This window comes from Deltaproteobacteria bacterium IMCC39524, assembly GCA_029667085.1.
Lineage (GTDB): Bacteria > Desulfobacterota > Desulfuromonadia > Desulfuromonadales > BM103 > M0040.
Genome location: JARUHJ010000003.1, coordinates 1 through 23,241, shown reverse-complemented (window position 1 = coordinate 23,241; position 23,241 = coordinate 1). Strand labels below are relative to the sequence as shown.

The window sequence follows — 23,241 nt, the reverse complement described above, 5'->3', positions numbered from 1 at the left end:
TTTCGGATCAGAAAGTCGGGCGTTCGAATCTTCCGCAGCGCGCCATTTAAAGAAGGGCCTCAGCACTAATCATAGTGTTGAGGCTTTTTTGTGTTTTCTGTGCCAGGTGGCCTTTGGGGAAGCATGGATTGTACCTTTGCTCTTATCGGTTAAGATTAAAGAAACTTTGAAACCTACCAGGAGAGCAATCATGCAATTGCAAGATTATTTTGAAAATGCAAGTGGCGTTGGTGTTATGTCCACCGCTGACAGCGTCGGTAAAGTTGATTCCGCGATTTATGCAAGACCACATGTCATGGCAGACGGGACAATTGCGTTTATCATGCGCGACCGGCTTACCCATCACAATCTTCAGGAAAACCCGTATGCCACGTATCTTTTTATCGAAGCAGAACGTGGCTACAAAGGTCTTCGTCTGTTTCTCAAGAAGGATCGGGAGGATCAGGATCTTGAGTTGATGAATCAGATGACAAGACGTTGCTTGACCCCCGAAGAAGACGAAGCCAAGGGGCCAAAATTTCTCGTCTATTTTAAAATCGAAAAAGCCCTGAAACTGATTGGCAGCGACAGCCCGCAGATAACTCTGCCTTGAATTTCACTCTTCTGAAGTTTCTGTCAAGGTCGCGGCTCTATCTAAACCCGCATCCGATTGTACTGCAGTTGTACAATCCTTTTTAGTGGGAGTTCTTTATGAATACCTGGTTCTATCTGAAACTCTACCTCCTGACGATCCCGGTCTTTTTTGCAATTGACCTGCTCTGGCTGGGTGTGATTGCCAAGGGTCTTTACCAGAAGAACCTCGGCCACTTGCTCAGCCCCGAGGTGAACTGGCCGGCAGCCTTTGCTTTCTACTTTATCTACATCGCCGGCATCATTCTGTTTGCGGTCAGGCCGGCCCTGGCCGAGATGTCTTTGTTCAAAGCTCTTGTCTGGGGTGCCCTGTTTGGTTTCTTTACCTATGCGACCTATGATCTGACGAATCTTGCGACGCTTAAAGATTGGCCGATCAAGATTGTTTTTATCGATATCGCCTGGGGAGTTGTTCTCTGCAGTCTGGTCGCTTCGATCAGCTACCAGGTCGGTCGCTGGCTCAACTGAGCATTATTTATCTCTGCCCAATCGATAACGACCCTCTTCTTTATCGATTAAATCACTCAGCCGACAGAGCAACGGCGTGACCAGGGCCCAAACTATGGCCAGGGTCACAACCGTGAGGGTCGGGTTGTCACCGAAAGAGGCGGCACCCATTCTAATGCCAGCCCAATAAGCGAATGGCCCGCCAACCAGGCCGAAGATTGCCGCAAGCAGGTAGCGTCCCGATAGCCAGTGCAAAGCGTAGTGGAAGAGTGTGGCGAACTGCGCCCAGATCACAAACACCCAGAGAGGCAGCCACAATGGCCAGGCGGCATCGCGTGTGAAGGTAAACAAGCCGAAGCCTTGCTGAAGGGAGTCAACCAGGATTCCGAGCAGGCAGGCCGCGAACATCAATAACGCCTCGTTTTTTCGGGATACGGCCAACAGCAGATGCAAACCGGCAAGCAACAATCCAACCAGCGCGCCGGAGGTCGGAAAGCCCCAGCCTGCGCCGAGCACGCAGCAGAACCAGCCGGCCTGGTAGATAGAGACATTGAGAAGTTTGGTTGCAAGGGGTGGCAGGCACATCAGTCGGTCCTTGAGGAGTGTTCCGGTTTGCTCAAAACCATTTGTGCCAGGTCGATGATGTTGGCGGCGAAGCCGGCCTGGCAGTAGGCGAAATAGTAGTCCCACTTACGCAGAAAGGCCTCGTCATAGCCAAGCGCAAGGATTTCCTGCCGCCGTGCAAGCATGGTCTGGCGCCAGCGATCAAGGGTCTCGGCGTAATCCAGTCCATGTTGTTCGAGGTTGTCCAGGTGCAGGTTCGATCCACTCGCCATGGCTTTAGTGAGTGCCCCGACAGAGGGGACATGCCCACCGGGGAAGATATGTTTGCGGATCCAGTCGGAACTGTAGCGATACGCATTATATTTGCGATCAGGTATGGTAATGACCTGGATCATGGCGCGACCGCCGGGTTGCAGGGCTTTATCACAGGCCGCAAAAAAAGGTTTTAACCCGGCATGGCCGACAGCTTCGAGCATCTCGATCGAGACGATTTTTGAATACTCCCCTTCGATATGCCGGTAGTCGCAGAACTTGAGTTCAATCCGCTCCTCAAGGCCCGCGTCCAAAACGCGCTGGCGGGCAAACTCGAGCTGCTCCCTGGATACGGTGATCCCCGTGACACGGCAGCCGGTCTGTTGCACGGCTTCAATGGCAAAACTGCCCCAGCCGCAGCCGATTTCGAGGACATGGTCGTCTGCTCCGATCCCGGTCTTGGCAATGATTGACTGAAGTTTGTTCCGCTGTGCCTGTTCCAAAGTTTCGTCCCCGTTTATAAACCGCGCGCACGAATAGGTCATGGTCTGGTCGAGGAAGGTAGCGAAGAAGGCGTTGCTCAGGTCGTAATGTTCCTTGATGTTGCGGGCGCTGCCCCTGATGGTGTTGGGTCGTTGCAGGTGCCGGAAGTAGTTGACCAGTCGACCCATGAGGGACGACATGATACTGCGGTCATCCATTACATCTTCGTTCTCGGCGAGCAGTGTCAACAGGCCAGGCAGGTCAGACGTGGTCCAGTCACCATCGGTGTAGGCTTCACCGAAACCGATGTCGCCGGAGAGCATGACGCGGCGGAAGAACTGGAACTCCTTGACGGCCAGCTTTATCGACGGAGAGGCCCCTGCCTCACCGAAGCAATAATGCAAATCGTCGGGAGTCTTCAATTTAATTTCGCCCTGCGGTAGGCGTGACAAAAAGCCCGTGACCATTTTAAAGCCGATCCGATCAATCAAGGTCGCTGGTACGGGTCGTATGGTCATGACGCTATCGGGAACCGGTTTGTGATACACGGGGAGCCTCCTCTGCCAATGAAGTTTGGCCGCCTGCCAGAGAATCCTGGGCATGGTCAGGCTAGCGCCGATGGGGTGGGCAATGATGGTTCTTGCCAGGCTGTCTCTGGTCAAGGGCTTGGCCTGTCCATGGATCCGGGCGACCAGAGCCAGCTGGTCATTGACATGGTAGTTGAGCGTATTATCGATGGCTTGATCCGGCTCGGTCAGCCGAAATTCATAGTGTCCCCGGACGGGGAAAAAGGGTGAGACGTGGAACTGCTTGTCAGCACGGAAGAGCAATCGGCCATCAACTTTTTCTGACCCTTTCGCATCGAGCAGATAGAGGTGCATCTCACCGAAGGTGTTACGCACCTGGGCAATGATGCAGACCAGAAGGCCATCCTTGTCGTGGCAGTAGAAAAAGCTGATCGGATTGAAGATGTAATTGAAAAATCGTGCCGCTGTGACCAGGATGACTTTACCCAGGGGAAAGGTCATGCCGGCATGGGTGAGAACCTCTTCAACTTTTTCGCGAATCGGAGCTTCACCAGGGGCCAGGTAGTCCTTGTCATGAACAGCAACCGGACGTCGCTGGTTATAACCAAACAACATGGTTTGCTTCGCAAGCTCGGGAAGGTCTTCCAGCTGGAAGGCGTAAAAATAAACCGGATAGCGGAAGCTGTGCTTGACCGGCGAAAGCCTAGCGTGCGTGACTTCACCGAGATAAATTTTCGAATTCATAACTCAAGTCCGAATGCTTTGGCCACGTCGACACCCGACCTGACGGCATCTTCATGAAAACCGTAGCCGAAATAACTGCCGCAGAAATAGGTGTTCTTACAACCATTGAGCTGCGGCAACTTCGCTTGTGTCGCCATCGAAGCGAAGCTGTAAAGCGGGTGATGGTAAGCCATCTCGGCAATCACGGTGTCCGGTTTGAAAGCTTCGCCGCGATTGAGGGTGACGCAATAATCGTTCTGCGCCCTTAACCCCTGCAGGCGGTTCATGTAGTAGGTCACATAAACGGGGCGATCCTCCTCTTCTCTCGCCTCGCGGGTAAAATTCCAGGCAGCCCAGGCGTGTTTGCGGATCGGCAAGATCGATGAGTCCGTGTGCAGAACAGTTTGGTTGAGCTGGTATTGCCAGGGTGAAAGCAACTCTTGCTCGAGTTCAGTCGCATCTTGCAATAGGCGAAAGGCCTGATCGGCGTGGGTGGCGATCACGACTTGATCAAAGGTCTGTGCCTCGTCATCTGAGAAAGTGAGCCGAACTTGCCCTTCTTCACGATGGACACCCCGCACCGCTGAATCAAGATGCAACCTCCCCTTGAAACCCTTGGCAAAAGCTTTAACGTAGGCATGGCTTCCGCCAACCACGGTTCGCCAGAGGGCGCGATTGCGAAAAGAGAGTAAGCCATGGTTTCGGAAAAAGTGTAGAAACGGGCCAGCCGGGAAAGCATGGATCTGCATCGTTGGTGTGGACCAGATTGCTGCGGCCATCGGCATCAGGTAGTTATCGATCATAAAGGGTGAGTAACCCCCTTTCTCCAGATATTCGCCGAGAGTGACCTGGGAAATGTCACCCTTGTCGAGATCCTCCTGAGCCTGTTTGTTGAATCGCACAATCTCCAGCAGGAAGCGGTAAAATGCTGGACTGAACAGGTTGCGCCGCTGGGCGAACAGGCCGTTGAAGTCCGTGCCGGCATAAACCAGGCCGGTCTGCCAACATTGGAAACCAAAGGACATCTCCGAAACCCGTGCTTCGACTCCCAGTTGGGCAAGGAATTTTCGAAACAGGGGGTAGGTGGCATCGTTGAGGACGATGAAACCGGTATCAACCGCCAGTCCGGCATCGGGGCCTTCTTTGATTTCGATGGTGTGAGTGTGCCCGCCAAGATAATCATTCTGTTCGAAGAGCGTCACGTCATATCGCTTTTGCAACAGATGAGCCGCGACGATGCCGGCAACCCCACCACCGATCACGGCAATTTTTTGACCTTGGGTCGGCTTATCGCGTGCTTCAGTCATTCAAACCTCCGGGCTTTGGAAACCAGGGAAAGAAAGCATTGGTTCGCTCTTTGTAAGCAGAAAATTCCGGATTGTTCTGATACTTGGCTTCAAGCATGGGGATTCCGGAAACTTTTAACAATAAAAAGTCGATGAGTAGCGGGCTGAGCACCGCCACCGCCCCATATGGAACCTTGAGGGCGATCAGGAGCAAACCCCACCAGAGCACGGCTTCACCAAAATAATTCGGATGTCGCGTGTAGCGCCAGAGGCCGCTCTGGATGATTTTGCCGCGGTTCTCAGGCTTGCGCTTGAACCCCAAAAGCTGCCAATCGCCGATTGCCTCAAAGCCGAAGCCGAACAACCAGACCAGCAGTCCTGCACCATCGAAGGCACCGAGCTTTCCCCCCGGGCTGTTGATGACCAGCAAGGCTGGCAGGGCGACCAGAAAGATCACCGTCCCCTGCAGCATGAAAATTTGCAGAAAGCTGCGCCAGATGAAGGTGTCGCCCCACTCTTCGCGCCATTGGCGATAACGGAAATCCTCGCCCTCGCCCTGTTTGCGCAGAAAGATGTGACAAGCGAGACGCAGCCCCCAGATTGTGATGAGGGAGACCACCAGCCACTGTCGGGCGTGACCATCGCCATAAACCAGAAAAGCCGAGCTGCAGGTCAGAACGAAGGCAAGGCCGTAGGCCACATCGACAATGCTGTTGTCCTTGAGCCGCAGTGCGAGCCCAAAAATCGTGGTCATATAGATCAGCAGCACAATAAGGCTGAAGAAGAAAACGTTCATCCGCGATCCCGCTTCGCTGTTTGAAGGATTTGTCTTGACGTCAAATAGGAAACCTTAAAAATTCTAGCCGATTTTTGATAAAGCGCAATGTTTTCATACGTTTAACAGGAAAAATGAGCCATCTGCGTGCAGTGGTGGGCAAGCATCTGTTATGATGGGTAGAACTGTAACAACATGAGTGAAGGAGCGAGTCGTGCGGAAAATTGCCTCATTTAAGAAACTTTGGCTGGTCGTGGTCATGCTTGTCGCGATGACCGGTCTTGCTCAGGCGCTTGAGATCAAGGGTGTTCGTTTCAGTGACACTCTGGTCGTCGATCAAACTGAGTTTAAGCTTAATGGCGCCGCGGTTTTGAAATGGGCGATGTTGTTCGACGTCTACGCCGGGGCCCTCTACCTTCCCAGGGGCGTTCCCGGGAAGCGTTGGTCGAACGACATCCCGAAAAGACTCGAGCTCTCCTATTTCCGTGAGATTGAGGGCAAAGGTTTTGCGGAGGCTTCAGACAAGCTTCTGCAAGACAATCTCTTGCCGGCAGAGTATCAAGCACTGGAAAAACGGTTACAGACTTTTTACGGGTTCTTTCGGGATGTAAAACCCGGCGATCGCTACAGCATCAATTACCTTCCTGGAAAGGGCACCGAGCTTAGGCTCAACGAACAGCCTTTGGGACATGTCCCGGGGGCCGATTTTGCGATTGCATATTTCGGTATCTGGCTGGGTGACGAGCCGATCAGCAAAGGCTTCAGAGATCTTTTGTTGGATACGGATTAAGCCCAAAAAGATTTAGTCTTCACCTCGATCAATCGTGACAATGCCGAGATAACCGTCGACGGTAAGTTGGTCTCCTGACTTGATGACTTTGGTTGCCTCCGGAATGCCTGTGACACAGGGGATTCCGTATTCACGGGCAATGATCGCACCGTGGACCAGCATGCCGCCGCGGCGTTCGATGATCGCTGCGGCCAGCGGCGCCAGGAAGGTCATGTTTGGCTCGATGGCGTCGCAGACCAAAACCTCCCCCGCTTTAAAATCGGTCAGGACGCTTGCATTATCCAGAACCCTTGCCGGACCTGAGTTGACCCCGGGCCCTGCGGGTTGACCAACCAGTTGACGGGCGAGTTGCCAGGTGTCAGGGCTTTCGACGGGCTCTCGCTGCGATTCATACCTTGAAAAGACTTTTTTTTCTGTTGTCTCAGGCAGAATTTTATCAAGGCCTTCTGATACCCCGTAACCAATCCGTTCGCGAATTTCCTGCTCGGCAGCGGAAACACCGGCTCTGACCTTGCCCAGATAGAGATTGTCATTGTCTCGCAGGAGATAACTGGCTTTGGCAACCGCCAGAATTCGGTCTGCCATGCCGTGTTCTGTTTCAGGCACCTGGTCGAAAAAGGATTGTTCCCTGTCAGCCTGCTTTAAACCCTTGCCTTTGTCGTCGCTATCCTGCTCGGCCAACTTCACCAGCCAGGAGCTCAGGTCCAGCTCTTGGGGCAAAACCCAGTTAATACCGCTGTATTCGTGGTTAAACGCTTCGAGCCTCAATTTCAGATGGCTCCCGTCCGGAAGCCCACGGCCGTCTTTAAGCTGCTGCAACAGGCGATGGTCGTTTCGCAGCAGTTCTGCGATCTCGCGCAGTTGCCGGTTGCGTTTTACAGCGAGCAAATCATCTGAATGCAGCAGGTTGATGAACTCATGCGGATCTTCAGGCTTAAGCAAATCATTGTAAAACTCACCAAACAGTCGTAAGCCGTGAGCCATCGGTATGCACTTCTCTTTATAGACACTCAGCCATTTGTCCAGAATTCGCCTGCGGCGGAGATACTCCCCGGCAAGAGTCCGGTTGCTAAGGTGAGACAGTTCGACAGCACTCATCTTCTCTGCGTCATGATCCATTCCCGGCAAGACCTGCTGCTCAAGTTCCATGCGCAATGCTTCAAGGTTGTCGAGGCTACGATGGAGGCTCAGGTACCAGGGCCGTTCATCACCTTCTTCAGTCTGCAAAGACGTTGTGATCGGGCGTGCCTGGAGAATATGCAGGTTTTTGTCAGAATAGGTCCATTCGATATCGAGGGCCTGGCCGAGGCTGGCTTCCAATTGACACCCTGCCTGGAACAGCTCCCGACAAAGGACGGGATCAAAGGGTGATTGTCCTCTTTGTGCCTCCCCGAGGGGAGACAACTCGGTGCCGTGTGTCGTAGGCCGCAGTGCGACGGTGTGAACAACTTCATGCTTTTCGGTTACGGCACCAGTGGCACGATTGAATTGCCAGCGGTCAGGCTCAATGGAGCCATCAACGAGAGCCTGGTTCAAACCCCAGACCGCCTCGGCCATCATGACGCTGCCGTCCTGGGGTGCTCGGGTGAAGAGTATCCCGGACACCTCTCCGACGACCATCTCCTGGATGATTACGGCCATACCACTCTTGCCAGGATCCAATCCAAGTTCGTGCCGATAGAGCAATGCGCCATCCGACCAGAGTGATGCCCAGACAATACGAATCGCCTCCAGAATGGCCTCTGCCCCCTGCAACATAACGCGGCTTTCGTGCAGACCTGCAAAAGACTGGCTTGCTGAATCTTCTCCGGGAGCCGTGGAGCGAACGGCCACCGAGGACCAGTTGGCCGGACCTTCGCTCAAGTCCTTGAGCAGTTTCTCTTTGATCACCTTTGGCCACGCGCGAGAGAGGAAGTGGTTGCGAATTCGCAGGGAGACATCCCAGAGCTCCTCCCAGCGCATCGCGCGAAAATCCTTGCGCTGCAGCTCCATGGTTATGAACGCGTCGAGGCCGGTTTCAACAAGGAAGTCATGATAGACACTCACCGGCAGGCAATATCCGGCCGGAACCATAAAGCCCTCTTGCTGCAAACGCGCCAGCATCATGGCTTTGCCACCAAAGGATTTGACGGCCTCCCGGCTGAGGTCTGTAAAGGGAATCAGCAAGTTCATCGCTTCATCCGAAATTCTTTGACGTTCTGGAAGCGCTGAACCAGGTGATAGCACTCGACTTCGATGCTGAATATGGCCGTGGTTGGTGACGAAACAAAGGTTTTCAGTTGCGGGTGCCTGGCCAGGTAGCTCTGCAAAACTTCAGCGCGCTCTGCGGCCACGACTTCTTTCGCTGTGCCATAGGCTGTGACTGCCGCCGCCTCATAAAGGGCCAGAGCTTGATCGGCACGATTATCGACCAATAGGGCAACCTGGTCGTCGGCGGCAAGGTTGAGGTATTTGCGGGTTGCGCGCGTTGTGGCGAAGTAGATGAAGCGTACGTCAGCCGTGGCCGCGAAAGCAACTAGGCTGGCATACGCGTGCCCCTTGTGGTTGGTGCCCAAAACGCCAAAGGCCTGTTCTTTGAGCAGCTTGAGAACCAGACGCCATTCCTCTGCATCCATCATTATGAGGGTCCCCCGGGTTTGTGGTTGCTGAACATTTCATTCCCTGGCTACAAAGGCAGGGAGTTTGGGTGCGGTTCTAATAACTCTGTAAATTGATGACTTCCTGCAACAACTTTTCGTTGTCCGGCATGCCTTTGTGGACATAACGCACAATACCCTGCTGGTCAATCAGCGTGGTCACCCGACCGCTGCCGTAGATCTTGCTTATGCTGCCGTCATCAGCGATGAGGGGAAAGCTGAGACCGAGTTGATCAGAAAAGGCCTGGTGGGATTTCAGCGAGTCGGAACTGACGCCCAGAACCTGGACGTTCAACTCTTTAAAACGCGCAATGTCGTTTTGAAAAGCTTTCATTTCACTCGTTCAGCCCGAGCTGAAATCGGCATAGTAATATGCCAAAAGCACAGGTCCTTTGACCAATAGTTCACTCAGGGTAATTACTCCCTGGGTGGATGATGCCGTAAAATCTGGTGCCGGAGAGTTGACCTCGAGGGCTGTCACTGTTGATGCCAGCAAGGTTACTGCGATGACGATTACTGCACAAAGCATACGTTTCATGGTTCTCTCCTTTCCCAGCAACTATAGCGTAAAAACATACGATGCAAAGGGCGCCCTCCAATAAGGTGTGACTGAAATTCCTGACGGCTCTGGAAACTCGACGCAAACAGGGTAGTATTATGGAGTGTCATCATAATAAACAAAACATCAGGAGGAATTATGGGAAGCAAGGGTCGAGAAATAGTCGGGCTGGATGTTGACGAACTGATCTCTGTGCTGCGTAAGGCTTACGCCGATGAATGGTTGGCTTATTATCAGTATTGGGCCGGTGCAAAAGTGGCTAAAGGGCCGATGAAGGAAGCGGTGATTGCCGAACTTGAACTACACGCGACGGAAGAGCTGAATCATGCTCTGCTGGTGACCAACCGCATCATCCAGTTGGGCGGTGATCCTGTGACCGATCCGCGCGACTGGTTCAAGCTCACAAACTGTGCTTACGAACCGCCAGATGATCCCTTCGTGAAAACACTTCTGGTGCAGAATATAGCCGGTGAGCAGTGTGCCATCAGTGTTTACAAAGAACTGATGGACATGACCAAAGACAAGGATCCCGTCACTTACAACATTGCCCTGCAGATTATAGAACAGGAGATAGAGCATGAAGAGGATTTGCAGGCGCTCCTTGAAGACTTTGAGTTGATGCTTTCGGCGTTCAAAGCTTAGTCGATCACTATCATTCCCCCATCGGGCTTCTGGGGTCGGACTGTCGGAGTTGTGGGTTCTTAAATGTTTGCTCGCTGGGCCGGCAGAGTGGTCATCGTGTTTTCAAAGGTTCCCTGGCGGTTCCGGAGACTCTTCTGGTTGTTTGTCTTAGTGAGGCCGAGAGGCCAAAAAGCGCTTGAAGCATTCAACGCTCCCGCGAATAAGTGTGTTAGGTATCCGTAGGAAAGTCAAGAATGAGTTGCAGAGAAAGTTAAATGATGTAGAAGGGAAGATGCTGTAAGTTCACTGGATATCGTGACTTATGAGAAATGATTATCGCTCCAGGGATTCACCAAGTGTGACAATATAATCTCTGTTACAATTTTGGCACGTAGCTAAAACGGACTTATTGAAGCTACCATCGATTTCCATGAAATAGTTTAAGGAGACATCGTTAAGCTGTTGGCAATTATCACACAATGAAGTTATCGATCCAATCTCAGTCATACTCCCCACTCCACGCTAATCCTACAGGTATTCTACAAAGCAGCTTTGATCTTTATGAACCCCACTATTGAGCAGAGGTCTTCCGGTGTTATGTCGACAAATTGCAAACCGACACCGGCTGGATACTCAGGCTTAGGGGGGTTGTTCTCATGATTTATCCATGCAACGCGTGCAACGCAAGAGACTATTATCTCCTCTTGTAGAGGTATAAATAGTTTCAGTTTCACATTATCATCAACATCAAATGGACAGGTTGTAACGAGGAAAACCCCGTTGGTGTTCAAATCTATGCTGTAGCCTGTAAGTAGCTTACTGGTGCAAGCGCCATAGTAAACTCGTATTTCCGCATTAATCCGAATGCTGGAACGCCTTTCAGGTTTATATCCATCATTAGATTGCATTGTAGCCTTCATCATATTTATTACGCCTTAGGAATGTCCTTGGGTTCTCAGGACAGAGCCAAAAAAACTTTTGAGGCATGAGACCCAGAAGGCAGGAGCGTTGCCGGAAGGTCTTTTGTCCCCTCAACTTCATAGGTCCTATGTCGCACACACTCACACCCATCGTCACAGTAGTTCTTGACCATTGCTTTCCAGACGAAACTTTCTCTGCTTGCGAACTCTTGATAAAAGCTACAACTACTTACATATTTACACATAACCCCCTCCAAGAGATTTAGTGATGACATCGGTCGTCGAAGTCGATTTGAAGAATGTTTTCTTATCTTTTCTTTCAATCTTTGGACAGCTCAATCCACGCCAACATGTGCTTAGTGTGCCAGCTGTTTTTACCTTTTGTGTGAAAGAGGCCCTTGTCTGAGTGTTTGCTGGCTTGTTCCTTGATGAGGGATGGATTTTTTTTAAAGACCATTCCTGTACAGCCTGTCAATTGGATCAGAAGGCCCAGACAAAGAAGTGCTTTAATTTTCATTTCCTCAAGACTTCCAATTGAATGGCAACACCCTGGACAAAAAGCCAGCAAGGCATCAAATGATGTGACATGAGGTTGATCTATAGCACAAGCCTCTCAAATATCTCTCACAAGGAGAAGCCCATCAATGTTTGATGGGCTTCTCCTGCGTAACTTATTTGTCCCCCGACATGGTTTTGTGGTGCTCTGTCGGTCTGAAATAGACAATTTTTCTAACCCTGCAAGGTAAGAAAGACCCCGACCCGAAGATTGAAGGGGCTTTTTGTACCGTTTTTTTTGTTGACATGTCTGACCAGAATGGTAAGGTATTAACCAGAGCATAGTTCTTCATGTTCTACCTCCTAAGCAAAACCCATAGAACCCGTTGCCCCACAGTCCCTCCTGGCTGTGGGGCTTTTTTTCTAGACAAGATATTTAATGGCTTATTTTGTTGGAACTGGCGCCATAGCGGTAAAATCAATATCCGGCAAGTCCTTTGTTGCTTGAAAGTGTTTCAGACTTGTGAAGTGTGGAACATTTTTGATCTTCGATATAAGAGCTATTGCAAACTCCCCGCTTTCCTTTATCCTTAATGAGTCTGTCTATTTACCTTCATAACGAGAGTTAAAAATGACTATGGAAGCACAGAAAAATCATTTCGATGCGATCGTGATCGGTAGTGGTCCCGGTGGCGAGGGGGCGGCGATCAAGCTGGCCAAGTCGGGCAAGTCTGTTGCCATTGTCGAGAATCATTTGCTGGTCGGTGGCGGTTGCACACACCTGGGGACCATCCCGAGTAAGAGTTTTATTCATGTGGTGCAGAAATACGCCGATGAAAAGAAAAACCGTCTTTTTGATCGCGGTCGCCATCCCGGCCGTGTGACCTGTGATGATCTGATGACTGCAATGCAGAATGTGGTTGATAACCAGGTGCGCGATCGTGAGGATTTTTACGAGCGCAACGACATTACAATCATCGCAGGGCAGGCACGTTTTATTGATCCGCATAATATTGAAATCTCTGACCTGGCCGGGAACATGCGCAACTGTTCAGCCGATTATTTTGTCATCGCGAGCGGTTCCCACCCTTATCATCCCGAAGATGTGCCTTTCGATGGCAACCGCGTGATGGACAGCGACACGATTCTGCAGATGAAGGAACTTCCTGCCACCCTGACAGTTTATGGTGCCGGAGTGATCGGTTGCGAGTATGCTTCGGCGTTTAAGAATATCGGGGTCAAGGTCAATCTGGTCAACACCCGCGAACGTCTGCTCGAGTACCTTGATGACGAGATCAGCAGCGCTTTGAGTTATCACATGCGCGATGAGCAGGGGGTGATGATTCGTCAGAACGAGGAATACGAGCGGGTTGAAGTTCATGATCATGGTGTTGTCCTGCATTTGAAAACCGGCAAGGTGATCAAGTCGGACATGTTGTTGTGGGCCAACGGTCGCACCGGAAATTCTGAAGGGCTGGGTCTCGAAACGCTGGGGATTGAGCCTGATCATCGTGGCAATATCAAGGTCAATGAGGCCTACCAGAGCGCTCAGCCGCATATCTACGCGGTGGGTGATATTGTTGGCTTCCCCAATCTGGCCAGCGCAGCCTACGACCAGGGGCGGTTCGCAGGGACGCATATCGCCGAAGGCTCTTGCGATGAGCGTCTGGTCAGGGATATCCCGACCGGTATTTACACGCTGCCGGAGATCAGCTGCCTCGGTGGTACGGAGCGCGAGTTGACCGAACAGAGAGTTCCCTACGAGGTGGGCCGTTCCTTCTTTCGCAACCTGGCCCGTGGTCAGATCACTTCGCATAAAGCCGGCATGCTGAAAATACTTTTCCATCGCGAGACCTTGGAGATTCTTGGCATCCACTGTTTCGGTCACAATGCTACGGAGATTCTGCATATTGGCCAGGCGATCATGGCTCAGCCGGCACCCAATAACAGCATCAAGTATTTCATCAATACGACCTTTAATTATCCAACCATGGCTGAAGCTTATCGGGTTGCCGCGCTGAACGGATACAATAGATTGTAAAGCTTTAAGCCTTAATCTGTAATCTCTAGGGTTAAAACTTATAGATCTAAAAGCTTACAGACTTACAGCTTGTCCCTTGCCTTTTTCCTCTTCTTTGCATAGTATCTGCGAGCACATTTCAGGGTCACACCAGTCACCGATTCCGGTCATCATCCGGCCCGATTCTTCCAGGGAGACAACTTGATGTCCAATTCCTATCCGGGCGCTTTTTGCGGCGGGGATATTTCTGTCGATGCATTGCCAAACAGGCTTCAATTATGAGTTTGGATTCTCTAAATCCTCAGCAGCTTGAGGCTGTTTTACATACGGAGGGGCCGCTTCTTCTGTTGGCCGGTGCCGGCTCCGGCAAGACAAATGTGGTCACGCACCGGGTGGCTCACCTGGTCGGGTCGAAGTGTATTGATCCGGAGCGTGTTCTGGCGGTGACTTTTACCAATAAGGCCGCCAAGGAAATGAGGGAGCGTGTTGCCGGTCTGGCGGGGAAAACCAAGACGGAGCGGATCCAAATCTCGACCTTTCATTCGCTCTGCTGTCGCATCTTGCGTGAAGATATCGAACATCTGGGCTACAAGCGCAATTTCAGTATTTATGGTGCCTCTGATCAGCAGCGTCTGATCAGGGACTTGATGAACGACATCAAGGCTGATCACGGTCTTAAGCCCGACGCCATTCTCTGGAAGATTTCCGACGCCAAGAACAGTCTGCTGCCACCGGAGAAGTTTGGACCATTCATGCGCGGTGATGTCATTGGTGAGATGGCGCAGAAGGTTTATCCCGAGTACCAGAAAAGCCTGAAAAGTTACAATGCGGTTGATTTTGATGACCTGATCATGCTGGTGGTGCGGCTCTTTGACGAATTCCCCGAGGTTCAGGCACGCTACCAGGACCGCTTCCAGTACATCATGGTTGATGAGTATCAGGATACCAACACCGCGCAGTTTACCTTGATGCAGAGGCTCGCCGGCAAGTGGAACAACTTCTGCGTGGTTGGGGACGATGACCAATCGATTTATGGCTGGCGCGGCGCTGATCCGGGCAATATCCTTGATTTTGAAAAGAACTTTGCCGGGGCTCACGTCATCAAAATGGAGCAGAATTATCGCTCTACGGCCAATATCCTCAACGCTGCCAACAAGGTGATTAAACACAACCAGAAGCGCAAAGAGAAAGCGCTCTGGACGGCGGGTGTCGAGGGTGAAAAAATCGGTGTGGTCAAGTGCATCGACGCCGAGGATGAAACCAGGGCGGTGATTGAGCGGATCAATCATAATGTGCGCACCAAGAAGATGGCCTATAAGTCTCATGCTATTCTGATGCGCACCAATGCCCAGACCATGGTCTTCGAGCAGGAACTGCGCTTTGCAGAAATTCCTTACGTGTTGATCGGCGGTCAGCAATTTTTCGATCGCAAGGAAGTCAAGGACGCTATCGCTTACCTGCGCTTTATGGTCAATCCCTACGATGAAGTCAATCTCTTGCGCATCCTCAATTATCCGCGTCGCGGCATCGGTCGTACCACCGCCGACCTTTTGATTCGCACCTCGGTCTCCAGTAAAGACTCCCTCTGGCAAGTGATTCGCAGGGCGCGCATGATCGACGGTATTAATGCCAAGGCCTCGGACGCCCTGGAGAAGTTTGTCTCTCTGATCGAGGAGCACAAGCGCTGGTTTCGCGGCGGCGGCCGACTTGCCTCTACAGCAAAGGATCTCATCGCTGCTATCGGTCTCGAAGAGGAACTGCGGCGCGACCCGGACTCACGTGAAAAGATCGAGCGCCGCATCGAAAATGTGCAGGAAGTGGTCAACGCCCTTGCCAGCTATGAAGAGCGTGAGGGCAAGCCGACCTTGTCCGGTTTCCTCGAAAAGATCGCATTGCTTGATCGAGACGAGCCGGGAACAGACAGCAAGGAGAAGAAGTTAGCCAAGGATGCCGTGGTTTTGATGAGCCTGCATTCGAGCAAAGGGCTGGAGTTCCCCCATGTGTTTCTGCCCGGTTTCGAAGAAGGTTTTTTGCCGCACAAAAAAACCGTCTCCGAGGGTGTTGACGTCGATGAAGAGCGCCGCCTCTGTTATGTGGGCATCACCCGCGCCCGGGAGAAGCTGACCATCCTGCACGCCGATGTGCGCAAAAAATACGGCAAGGACGAGCCCCGTGAACTCAGCCGCTTTCTGGCCGAAATTCCTGAAGAACTGCGTCAGGAAGAGGCCAGGGCCGGGTTCCACCTAGTCGATGGAGAGGAAGAGCTGAGCATGTCGGATATGCTTGCCAAGTTGATGGGAGAAGAGGCAGAATAGGAGCGCAAAACGGCCAGCTTTAAGTTGTAAACCATTAGCTTTAAGGCTTACCTTTACTTAGAGCTTACAGCCCTACAGCTTAAAGCTATACTTACTAGGAGTTCCCATGATTATGACCAATGTCGGCAGTGTGCCCGGCAAAAAGATCGTTGAGCATTTCGGTATCGTGCAGGGCAGTACCGTACGCGCCAAACACTTCGGCCGGGACATGATGGCCGGGTTGAAGAACCTGGTTGGTGGTGAGCTGAAAGGTTACACCGAGTTGCTCCAGGAATCACGGCAGGAGGCGATGGACCGCATGTCCGAGCAGGCCCGCTTGATGGGGGCTAACGCGGTCGTCAATATCCGTTTTGCCACATCTTCAGTCGCCCAGGGCGCCGCCGAGCTTTTCGCCTACGGCACCGCTGTGCGGGTCGAGTAGAGGTCAACGATGCTGGAAGGAATTCTCGGCAACCTTGACCTCTTTCTCTTTCTGCTTTTTTTGGTGATGGGCTATTCCTGCGGCACGATTGCCGAAAAGCGTCATTATAAATCGATCATCAAGCGTGAAAAAGAGCTGATCAAGTTGATGTTGGTTACCGCCGAAGGCCGTTTTGCTGATGGTGCAGTCCAAGAGTCGTTCCTGGTGAGTGGCAGCATGGTGGTCTCCAACGACTACTTCAAACGGCTGCTGGCGATTCTGCGCAACTTCTTTGGTGGGCGGGTCAAAGCTTATGAATCCCTGATCGATCGTGCTCGTCGTGAAGCAATCCTGCGCATGAAGGAAGAAGCAAAGTCCAAGGGCGCACATATGATCGTCAACCTGCGTCTCGAGACGTCGACGATCGGTCGTTCTGCGAACAAGAAGAACAGTGTAGGCAGTATCGAAGCACTCGCCTATGGTACCGCAGTGGTCATGAACCGGCCGTGAAATTCACCCCGAAACATATCGACGAAAATCTTAATGTCTCGAAAACCCATCCTCTGGCTGAACTGGCCTGGCTGGTCGGTGGCATGCTGCTGCTGGCCCTGGTCTTTTATCTGGTCCTCGGCGTTACCGCCGATCTGGCCGTAGCAAAAATTCCGATCAAGGCAGAAGTCTGGCTCGGTGAGCCTTTCGTCGATTCCTTTGAGGCCAACGAGGATGAGGCCTTGCGGCGTCGTTTGCAAAGGCTGCTCGATAACCTGCCCGCAGATTCGCCTCTGCACCAGTACACCTTCACAGTGCAGTTGGTGAAAAACGAGGAGGTTAACGCTCTGGCTCTGCCCGGTGGCCATATCGTGGTTTTCTCCGGCCTGGTGGAACAGGCTGAGTCGGAAAATGAGCTGGCCATGGTGCTGGCTCACGAGTTGGGCCACTTTGCCCATCGCGATCACCTCAAACGCCTGGGGCGTGGTCTAGGTTTGACCGTTGCGGCCATGTTGGTGTTTGGCGAAGACAGCGCAATCAGTCGCCTGGTGAGTAACCTTTTCCTGGTCACCGAAAGCAGCTATTCGCGCCAGCAGGAATCAGACGCAGACCGCTTCGGTCTAGAGCTGTTGGTGAACAGCTTTGGACACGCCGGAGGCGCAACGGATTTCTTCGCCCGGGTGGGCAAGAAGGCCGGTCGCCGCGTTCCTTACTTGCTGGCTTCACACCCGCACCCGGAAGACCGGATTGAAGAGTTGCAAAGTCTGATTCGTGAAAATGGTTACCCTGTTGAAAAGAACGCACCGCTTGGGGACGACCTTTTGAGTGAAACTGAGCCTGAACAAGAAGCCGAGACTGCGGTCGATCAATGATCCTTTTAAAAGCTGAAGCTCAACAGTTTTATCTCTTCTCTTAAGGCAAAAGCTTTTCCCCTGCGCTTTTGCGTTAAACTTTTTTTGATTATAGAATCAGTCTTTTTAAGTTGAAATCGCCACCTGATCTGGCAAAGTGGGAATACCATGAATGAATTTGAAGACAATCTTCCACTGGGGAAAGCTACGACCTACACCTCGGAGTACGATCCCGGTCTGCTTTGCCCAATCCCTCGCCAACTGAAGCGCGATGAGCTTGGCTTGTCTGATGATTTACCGTTTCGCGGTGTGGATATCTGGAACGCTTATGAACTCTCCTGGTTGACCCCTCAGGGAAAACCGGTGGTTGCCATGGGTGAGTTCCGTATCCCCTGCGAATCGTCCAACCTGATCGAATCGAAATCGATCAAGCTCTATCTCAACTCGTTTAACCAGACCCGTTTCGACGATTTTGAAGCAGTGCGTGCCCTGATCAGTCAGGATCTTGGAGGCGCCGCCGGTGCGCCGGTTGATGTCCGATTAATGGCTGCCGCAGAGTTTGCCGCAGAAAAATTTGCGACATTGCCTGGGGAGTGCATCGATGATCTTGATATTGAGGTCGATAATTACGCTCTGGATGAAGAACTTCTTAACGCCGCTGCAGATGCAGGGACGCTGGTTGACGAAACGCTGCATAGCCATCTTCTGAAAAGCAACTGTCTGGTGACCAGTCAGCCCGATTGGGGGAGTGTCCTGATTCATTATCAGGGTGCGAAAATCAACCAGGAGGCTTTGCTGCGTTACCTGATCTCCTTCCGCCAACATGATGAATTTCACGAACAGTGCGTTGAACGGATTTACAACGACCTGATGCGTTTCTGCCAGCCGGAGAAGCTGACAGTCTACGCTCGCTACACGCGCCGGGGAGGTCTGGATATCAATCCCTATCGCAGTAACTTCGAGTTCGATGTGGAGAATTTGCGGCTGGCTCGGCAATAGTTCAATCGTTGTTTATATAAAAGCTTTCACCACAGAGAGCACGAAGGGCACAGAGAGAAGCGAAAGGCGAGTGAAATAGGTTTTGTCTTGTTGGTTAAAGAGTAAGGCTTGATTGTAAAACCTTTGTTTTGATGAGAAACCTGTTTTCCTATAGAATACCTCGAAGAGTATCTTTCGTTTACAGGACCCCGAAGCTATGAACAGGACCCCTTTGACAGAACAGAATATTGCCGAGGCCTTGAGCTTTGCGAAACAGGGTGTGCGTGGTGCCGGTGAAATTGCCCTGCGTTATTTCCGTCAAACACTCGCTGTGGACAACAAGCTCGGCAAAGGCAGCTTCGATCCTGTGACCCAGGCAGATCGAGAAGTTGAGGCTTATCTGCGTGAAGAGCTGACTCGCTACTGCCCTGATTTCGGGGTGATCGGCGAAGAGGACGGGGCAACGCCCGGGACCACGGAGGTCAACTGGATCGTCGATCCGATCGACGGTACCAAAGCGTTTATCAGCGGTTTTCCAACCTGGGGGATACTGGTCGGTTTGCAGCAGGAAGACCGGGTTCTTGTCGGGCTTATGTATCAACCGGCAACGGGGGAGCTTTTTTACGGCAGTGCCGCCGGAGCTTTTTTAGAAGGTAAGGGCCAGACGCTCGCCATGCAGTCACGGCAGCAGGTTCGCCTCGCAGAGGCACTCCTCTATTGCACCCACGAGAGCATGTTCGCCAACCAGGACAACCTGGCAGCGTTTCGCAGGGTCTCTGAGAAAGCGCGTCTGCAACGTTTTGGCGGCGATTGCTATTCCTACTGCATGTTGGCGCTCGGCCAGGTCGACCTGGTGGTTGAGGATACCCTGCAACCCTACGACATCGTGCCGCTGATTCCGATTATAGAGGCCGCAGGGGGCGTGATCACCGATGCTGACGGCAAGACACCGATCGGCGGTGGCTTTGTGGTTGCTGCGGCCAACAAGGAATTGCATAAAGAGGTTATGGCTCTGCTCTGACTTGAGCCAGCTCTGGGGAGGACGTTATGGAAACAGTAAAAACGGCCAGCTTTGAATACCTGATTGATCTCGCCAAAAAGAACCCTGACGGTGGCTACACCTTCGTGCTTGATGGTGAGACCTACCAGATTGAAGATGTTCTGGAAATCTCCAGCATTGCCACTAAGCATGGTTATATCGTGATCTACTAAAGACTCGTTCATGCGAGTTTATGTTACCGAAAAGGCAGCCGGTTGGCTGCCTTTTTTTGTGAGGCTTTTCCAGAATACAAGAGCAAAAAAGCCAAGGCTTAATCATTGTTGGCCGCTGATAAAACAGGATACAAATCAAAACCTTTAAGGCCTTTTATACTGACTTTATCAGAGGTTTTCAGATTTTATCTGCGGCCGATTTCTGTTCTTGTCTCGTATTATCTTTGGTCTTGTTTCTTTTTACCCTTTGCGTCTTTGCGTCAAAGGCCCCCGCCGCAATTCAAATTACAAACCACTGGCATCAAGCGAAGACTCAATCTCCAGAGAACGTAATTTGAGTACCATCTTGCGGCGTACTGCGGTAGGGATTTCGACATGCAGGCATTGGCTGGCCGGGTTGAGCTTGTGTGCGGCAATGCGCTGCAGGGCGTTGGCTCCGGCGCCCGGCAGCCAGCGTAGGTCCTCATTCGGTAAAAAAGCTCGCTCTTCCCCTTCGAGCAGGCTGTCGGTGTCGATGCGCGGATCGATCTGTGTGCCGAGCAGCTGCATGCCGCCGAGCAGTGCAAAGTTGTAACAGTGATGGGTGTCGGCACAGAACTGTACGTACATTTCCTCGGAGAGGTCACGCACCAGGGTCAGGCCTTGCTGCATCTCGTTATGAGGTTGGAGATAGAAGACGTCTTTTTTACGGTGTAACTCCCCAAGTTGCTCGGGGATCCGGAAGGGCGGCAGGCCGCCGAGGCCCACCACGACGCGCCGATCGTCGGTGAAAGTCCCGACACAACCATGAATATCTATCACCAGGTCCGGTAAGCTTATCTCCAGTTCGGCAACATAGCCGGGCAAGCCTTCTTCGAGCTTGTAGCAGTAAGGATGGCCGTGCTCATCAATGTAGGGATAGATGACGTCGATATTGCTCGGGTTGAGTGGGACCCCCCAGCCTTCCAGTTGAGCAAGATTTTCATCGGTTAAGGGCTCGCGCCCGGCAAAGCCGAGGTTGATAATTGCCGAGCCGCCTTTGCCGGTGCGTAGGAAGTAGAGTGTCACCTCGAGGGTGTGCGGATCGTAAGGGCCGTGGCTTGCTGTGATCAGAGGCCGCTGTTGACGGTCGACATGCTGCAAGTTTCGCAAGAGCAGGACGCCACCTGCGGCGTCCGGTAGAAAGCGAGCTTCAAATTCAGGCAGGGCATGGGAGCAGGGCTGCCAACCGGAATCGCTGGTCGGGACTTCGGCAAAGAAGCGCTGCAGGACCTCCTTGCGCCAGGTTGCGACGAAGCGCAGGCAGCGATCCGGCAGTCGGTAGTAGATGGAATAGTGGATGGGGTCGAGGTAGATACGAGCCTGCAGACGCTTTAAAAGAACACGATTGTAATTGTTCTGGGTGCTTTTCAGCAGACGCTCGGTGATCTCTACCATGCTGGCAAAAGAGACTTCATCCGGGACCTCATCAAGCAACTCAACACGCTTCAACCGGCTGTAGTCTTCCTGGCCGATTTCAACTTCGAGCCGGTTCAGGTGGCGCTGGAAGGGTACGGTCTCGTCAACTTCAAACTGGCTGAGAAAGAGTGGAGATATCTTCGGTTTCTGGCTCTTCATGGCATTTCCGGAAGTTAAGCCTGTCGGTAAAGTCTTATTTTAATCTTACCGAGTTTTTCCGGTTTGTCGCGATTTGTTGCAGTGGCTTTTGCCCGCTAGGGCGATTATTTCGGGTCCGGTTGCTTTTTAATGCGGGCAATTGAGAAGAAGATGCCGACGATGCAGAGGGCCGAGAAGGTTACGAGTGCAGTGTGCATGCTGGCGAGGAACTGGGGTTGAGTCTGCGTGGTCACGGCTTGGTCAGCCATGAAGATTGAAAAGATGATGGTGATAATCGTCATGCTGCCCATCATGCCCAGGGTGCGCATGGTGCTGTTGAGGCCGGAGGCGACACCAAGGTAGCGGGGAGGCACGCTGCCCATGATGACGCTGATGTTGGGTGAGGAAAAGAGCGCAAAGCCAAGACCCAGGGTTGCCAGCATCACCATGACCAGCAATATCGAAGTTGTGGCCGTGATACTGGCGGCGATGGCGAGGCCGGCAGCACAAAGGCCCATACCTATGGTCGCCACGGTGGCTGCGGAGAAACGGTCGGCGAGTCGTCCGCAGAGTGGTGAGAAGGCCGCCTGCACGATTGGTTGAATGATGAGAATGGTTCCTGCCTCGCGGGGGTTCAAGCCTTTGACGTATTGCAGGTAGAGGCTCAGGAAAAAAGTGACCCCGAACGTTGCGGCGTAATTGAGCATGGCCGCCAGGTTGGAGAAGGCAAACACCCGGTTGCTACGCAACAGGTTGACATTGAGAACAGGGAACTCGGTGTGCGATTCAAGAATCAGAAAGTGGATCAAGCCCCCTGTACCGCACAAAGCCAGCAGCCAGGCCCATAGACCTTTGTCCAATTTCGAGGCTCCGCAGATCAATAGCAGAATTGCAGCTGCGTAAACCAGGCTACCGCGCCAGTCGAAAGGTTCTCCTTTGGCTTCGGCCCATTCGCCGCGCAGCTTGGCGCAGGAAACGGCGAAAGTGACCAAGCCGAGCGGAACGGCCAGATAGAAAATGGAACGCCAACCGAAAGCGGTGACCAGCGCCCCACCGAAAAAGGGCCCGCAGGATATGCCAGCGTAGACGCTGGCTACGGCGATACCGAGGGCCTTGCCGCGTTCTTCGGCAGGGAAAACGGAAACGACGATAGCGAAGGTGGTCGCCATAACCATGGAACCGCCCATGCCCTGTAAAAAGCGCATGACAATCATCGATTCAATCGACCAGGCCTGGGAGAGCAGTCCTCCGGCGAGGGTAAAGACGACGATACCGTACTGGAAGATGCGGCGGCGGCCGTAGATGTCGCCCATACGGCCCATGGCTAAGAGGAAAATCGACGCCGAAAGGACATAAGTGGTTTCCACCAGCCCTAGCTGCATGGCACTGGCGTTGAAATCACGGCCGATAGCAGGCAGTGCAACCCCGACCGCAGACATCATGAAGGGCATCAAGAAGTGGGCGGTGCAGACGACCAGGAGGGTCGCTGTTCTGGAGACCTGCTGTGTCATTTAGGCCCCTGTGGCGTGAAAAAGCTTGTTAAAAATCATCATAATTTTATAGATTCTCCAGCCTCCAGCCTCCAGCCTCCAGCCTCCAGCCTCCAGCCTCCAGCCTCCAGCCTCCAGCCTCCAGCCTCCAGCCTCCAGCCTCCAGCCTCCAGCCTCCAGCCTCCAGCCTCCAGCCTCCAGCC

The 23,241-nt window shown here is 52.5% G+C and carries 25 protein-coding genes; 12 read left to right on the top strand and 13 right to left on the bottom strand.

Annotated features, from left to right (window positions below):
* Positions 1–190 precede the first annotated feature (190 nt).
* On the top strand, positions 191–592 hold the full coding sequence (locus P9J64_08210; GenBank protein MDG5468302.1) for a pyridoxamine 5'-phosphate oxidase family protein: 402 nt from the start codon (positions 191–193) through the stop codon (positions 590–592).
* Between the two features lie 98 nt (positions 593–690).
* Positions 691–1,098, top strand: a complete 408-nt coding sequence (locus P9J64_08205; GenBank protein ID MDG5468301.1) for a DUF2177 family protein — start codon at positions 691–693, stop codon at positions 1,096–1,098.
* Between the two features lie 3 nt (positions 1,099–1,101).
* On the opposite strand, the gene P9J64_08200 is transcribed toward P9J64_08205, so the two are convergent.
* The 4 genes from P9J64_08200 to P9J64_08185 are packed head-to-tail and all read right to left on the bottom strand — an operon-like array spanning position 1,102 to position 5,708.
* Positions 1,102–1,662: a DUF2878 domain-containing protein gene (locus P9J64_08200; protein ID MDG5468300.1), complete on the bottom strand. Its 561-nt coding sequence runs from the start codon at positions 1,660–1,662 to the stop codon at positions 1,102–1,104.
* Positions 1,662–3,647, bottom strand: a complete 1,986-nt coding sequence (locus P9J64_08195; protein MDG5468299.1) for a DUF1365 family protein — start codon at positions 3,645–3,647, stop codon at positions 1,662–1,664. Before P9J64_08195 ends, P9J64_08200 begins: the two co-directional genes overlap by 1 nt.
* Positions 3,644–4,933 (bottom strand): FAD-dependent oxidoreductase, encoded by a 1,290-nt coding sequence (locus P9J64_08190; GenBank protein MDG5468298.1) that lies wholly within the window; start codon positions 4,931–4,933, stop codon positions 3,644–3,646. The genes P9J64_08195 and P9J64_08190 overlap by 4 nt, the downstream gene beginning before the upstream one ends.
* Entirely contained in the window at positions 4,926–5,708 is a 783-nt protein-coding gene (locus P9J64_08185; protein ID MDG5468297.1) for a DUF1295 domain-containing protein, read from the bottom strand. The genes P9J64_08190 and P9J64_08185 overlap by 8 nt, the downstream gene beginning before the upstream one ends.
* 193 nt (positions 5,709–5,901) lie before the next feature.
* Between P9J64_08185 and P9J64_08180 the strand changes: the two genes are divergently transcribed.
* Positions 5,902–6,477, top strand: a complete 576-nt coding sequence (locus P9J64_08180) for a chalcone isomerase family protein (GenBank protein ID MDG5468296.1) — start codon at positions 5,902–5,904, stop codon at positions 6,475–6,477.
* Between the two features lie 12 nt (positions 6,478–6,489).
* Here the strand turns inward: P9J64_08180 and P9J64_08175 are convergent, their stop codons facing one another.
* The 4 genes from P9J64_08175 to P9J64_08160 all read right to left on the bottom strand — a co-directional run bounded on the left by P9J64_08175 (position 6,490) and on the right by P9J64_08160 (position 9,651).
* Positions 6,490–8,649, bottom strand: coding sequence for a PEP/pyruvate-binding domain-containing protein (locus P9J64_08175; GenBank protein ID MDG5468295.1), 2,160 nt, complete (start codon positions 8,647–8,649; stop codon positions 6,490–6,492).
* Entirely contained in the window at positions 8,646–9,095 is a 450-nt protein-coding gene (locus tag P9J64_08170; protein MDG5468294.1) for a pyridoxamine 5'-phosphate oxidase family protein, read from the bottom strand. The genes P9J64_08175 and P9J64_08170 overlap by 4 nt, the downstream gene beginning before the upstream one ends.
* 76 nt (positions 9,096–9,171) lie before the next feature.
* Positions 9,172–9,447: a redoxin domain-containing protein gene (locus P9J64_08165; protein ID MDG5468293.1), complete on the bottom strand. Its 276-nt coding sequence runs from the start codon at positions 9,445–9,447 to the stop codon at positions 9,172–9,174.
* A 9-nt stretch (positions 9,448–9,456) separates the two neighbouring features.
* Complete coding sequence (locus P9J64_08160; GenBank protein ID MDG5468292.1) at positions 9,457–9,651, bottom strand: hypothetical protein; 195 nt, start codon at positions 9,649–9,651, stop codon at positions 9,457–9,459.
* A gap of 159 nt (positions 9,652–9,810) precedes the next feature.
* Between P9J64_08160 and P9J64_08155 the strand changes: the two genes are divergently transcribed.
* The gene (locus P9J64_08155) at positions 9,811–10,314 is read left to right on the top strand and encodes a ferritin-like domain-containing protein (GenBank protein ID MDG5468291.1); all 504 of its coding nucleotides are present in this window, start codon (positions 9,811–9,813) and stop codon (positions 10,312–10,314) included.
* A gap of 518 nt (positions 10,315–10,832) precedes the next feature.
* Here the strand turns inward: P9J64_08155 and P9J64_08150 are convergent.
* Positions 10,833–11,216: a PilZ domain-containing protein gene (locus P9J64_08150; GenBank protein ID MDG5468290.1), complete on the bottom strand. Its 384-nt coding sequence runs from the start codon at positions 11,214–11,216 to the stop codon at positions 10,833–10,835.
* Positions 11,217–11,532: 316 nt separating this feature from the next.
* Positions 11,533–11,730: a hypothetical protein gene (locus tag P9J64_08145; GenBank protein MDG5468289.1), complete on the bottom strand. Its 198-nt coding sequence runs from the start codon at positions 11,728–11,730 to the stop codon at positions 11,533–11,535.
* Between the two features lie 615 nt (positions 11,731–12,345).
* On the opposite strand from P9J64_08145, the gene sthA reads away from it, so the two are divergent.
* The 8 genes from sthA to P9J64_08105 all read left to right on the top strand — a co-directional run bounded on the left by sthA (position 12,346) and on the right by P9J64_08105 (position 19,973).
* The gene (gene sthA / locus P9J64_08140; protein MDG5468288.1) at positions 12,346–13,749 is read left to right on the top strand and encodes a Si-specific NAD(P)(+) transhydrogenase; all 1,404 of its coding nucleotides are present in this window, start codon (positions 12,346–12,348) and stop codon (positions 13,747–13,749) included.
* Positions 13,750–14,006: 257 nt separating this feature from the next.
* Positions 14,007–16,043: a UvrD-helicase domain-containing protein gene (locus tag P9J64_08135; protein MDG5468287.1), complete on the top strand. Its 2,037-nt coding sequence runs from the start codon at positions 14,007–14,009 to the stop codon at positions 16,041–16,043.
* Between the two features lie 106 nt (positions 16,044–16,149).
* Positions 16,150–16,464, top strand: coding sequence for a YbjQ family protein (locus P9J64_08130; GenBank protein ID MDG5468286.1), 315 nt, complete (start codon positions 16,150–16,152; stop codon positions 16,462–16,464).
* A gap of 9 nt (positions 16,465–16,473) precedes the next feature.
* Positions 16,474–16,953, top strand: a complete 480-nt coding sequence (locus P9J64_08125) for a YbjQ family protein (GenBank protein MDG5468285.1) — start codon at positions 16,474–16,476, stop codon at positions 16,951–16,953.
* Positions 16,950–17,804 (top strand): M48 family metallopeptidase, encoded by an 855-nt coding sequence (locus P9J64_08120; protein ID MDG5468284.1) that lies wholly within the window; start codon positions 16,950–16,952, stop codon positions 17,802–17,804. The genes P9J64_08125 and P9J64_08120 overlap by 4 nt, the downstream gene beginning before the upstream one ends.
* A gap of 147 nt (positions 17,805–17,951) precedes the next feature.
* Positions 17,952–18,782 (top strand): NADPH-dependent 7-cyano-7-deazaguanine reductase QueF, encoded by an 831-nt coding sequence (gene queF, locus P9J64_08115; GenBank protein ID MDG5468283.1) that lies wholly within the window; start codon positions 17,952–17,954, stop codon positions 18,780–18,782.
* A 196-nt stretch (positions 18,783–18,978) separates the two neighbouring features.
* Positions 18,979–19,782, top strand: a complete 804-nt coding sequence (locus P9J64_08110) for an inositol monophosphatase family protein (GenBank protein MDG5468282.1) — start codon at positions 18,979–18,981, stop codon at positions 19,780–19,782.
* A gap of 26 nt (positions 19,783–19,808) precedes the next feature.
* Positions 19,809–19,973: a hypothetical protein gene (locus P9J64_08105; GenBank protein ID MDG5468281.1), complete on the top strand. Its 165-nt coding sequence runs from the start codon at positions 19,809–19,811 to the stop codon at positions 19,971–19,973.
* Positions 19,974–20,258: 285 nt separating this feature from the next.
* Here P9J64_08105 and P9J64_08100 read toward each other — a convergent pair whose 3' ends face one another.
* The 3 genes from P9J64_08100 to P9J64_08090 form a co-directional block, all read right to left on the bottom strand.
* Positions 20,259–21,569 carry a hypothetical protein gene (locus P9J64_08100; GenBank protein MDG5468280.1) on the bottom strand — a complete coding sequence of 437 codons (1,311 nt, stop codon included), beginning with the start codon at positions 21,567–21,569 and terminating at the stop codon, positions 20,259–20,261.
* A 104-nt stretch (positions 21,570–21,673) separates the two neighbouring features.
* Positions 21,674–23,059: an MFS transporter gene (locus P9J64_08095; GenBank protein ID MDG5468279.1), complete on the bottom strand. Its 1,386-nt coding sequence runs from the start codon at positions 23,057–23,059 to the stop codon at positions 21,674–21,676.
* On the bottom strand, positions 23,060–23,239 hold the full coding sequence (locus P9J64_08090) for a hypothetical protein (protein ID MDG5468278.1): 180 nt from the start codon (positions 23,237–23,239) through the stop codon (positions 23,060–23,062). It abuts the gene before it with no gap.
* Positions 23,240–23,241 lie beyond the last annotated feature (2 nt).

Bases quoted from the DNA above. Each gene is read 5' to 3' on its own strand.
- P9J64_08210 (MDG5468302.1), top strand. From the start codon at position 191: ATGCAATTGCAAGATTATTTTGAAAATGCAAGTGGCGTTGGTGTTATG.
- P9J64_08205 (MDG5468301.1), top strand. From the start codon at position 691: ATGAATACCTGGTTCTATCTGAAACTCTACCTCCTGACGATCCCGGTC.
- P9J64_08200 (MDG5468300.1), bottom strand. From the start codon at position 1,662: ATGTGCCTGCCACCCCTTGCAACCAAACTTCTCAATGTCTCTATCTAC.
- P9J64_08195 (MDG5468299.1), bottom strand. From the start codon at position 3,647: ATGAATTCGAAAATTTATCTCGGTGAAGTCACGCACGCTAGGCTTTCG.
- P9J64_08190 (MDG5468298.1), bottom strand. From the start codon at position 4,933: ATGACTGAAGCACGCGATAAGCCGACCCAAGGTCAAAAAATTGCCGTG.
- P9J64_08185 (MDG5468297.1), bottom strand. From the start codon at position 5,708: ATGAACGTTTTCTTCTTCAGCCTTATTGTGCTGCTGATCTATATGACC.
- P9J64_08175 (MDG5468295.1), bottom strand. From the start codon at position 8,649: ATGAACTTGCTGATTCCCTTTACAGACCTCAGCCGGGAGGCCGTCAAA.
- P9J64_08170 (MDG5468294.1), bottom strand. From the start codon at position 9,095: ATGATGGATGCAGAGGAATGGCGTCTGGTTCTCAAGCTGCTCAAAGAA.
- P9J64_08165 (MDG5468293.1), bottom strand. From the start codon at position 9,447: ATGAAAGCTTTTCAAAACGACATTGCGCGTTTTAAAGAGTTGAACGTC.
- P9J64_08160 (MDG5468292.1), bottom strand. From the start codon at position 9,651: ATGAAACGTATGCTTTGTGCAGTAATCGTCATCGCAGTAACCTTGCTG.
- P9J64_08155 (MDG5468291.1), top strand. From the start codon at position 9,811: ATGGGAAGCAAGGGTCGAGAAATAGTCGGGCTGGATGTTGACGAACTG.
- P9J64_08150 (MDG5468290.1), bottom strand. From the start codon at position 11,216: ATGATGAAGGCTACAATGCAATCTAATGATGGATATAAACCTGAAAGG.
- P9J64_08145 (MDG5468289.1), bottom strand. From the start codon at position 11,730: ATGAAAATTAAAGCACTTCTTTGTCTGGGCCTTCTGATCCAATTGACA.
- sthA (MDG5468288.1), top strand. From the start codon at position 12,346: ATGGAAGCACAGAAAAATCATTTCGATGCGATCGTGATCGGTAGTGGT.
- P9J64_08135 (MDG5468287.1), top strand. From the start codon at position 14,007: ATGAGTTTGGATTCTCTAAATCCTCAGCAGCTTGAGGCTGTTTTACAT.
- P9J64_08130 (MDG5468286.1), top strand. From the start codon at position 16,150: ATGATTATGACCAATGTCGGCAGTGTGCCCGGCAAAAAGATCGTTGAG.
- P9J64_08125 (MDG5468285.1), top strand. From the start codon at position 16,474: ATGCTGGAAGGAATTCTCGGCAACCTTGACCTCTTTCTCTTTCTGCTT.
- queF (MDG5468283.1), top strand. From the start codon at position 17,952: ATGAATGAATTTGAAGACAATCTTCCACTGGGGAAAGCTACGACCTAC.
- P9J64_08110 (MDG5468282.1), top strand. From the start codon at position 18,979: ATGAACAGGACCCCTTTGACAGAACAGAATATTGCCGAGGCCTTGAGC.
- P9J64_08105 (MDG5468281.1), top strand. From the start codon at position 19,809: ATGGAAACAGTAAAAACGGCCAGCTTTGAATACCTGATTGATCTCGCC.
- P9J64_08100 (MDG5468280.1), bottom strand. From the start codon at position 21,569: ATGAAGAGCCAGAAACCGAAGATATCTCCACTCTTTCTCAGCCAGTTT.
- P9J64_08095 (MDG5468279.1), bottom strand. From the start codon at position 23,059: ATGACACAGCAGGTCTCCAGAACAGCGACCCTCCTGGTCGTCTGCACC.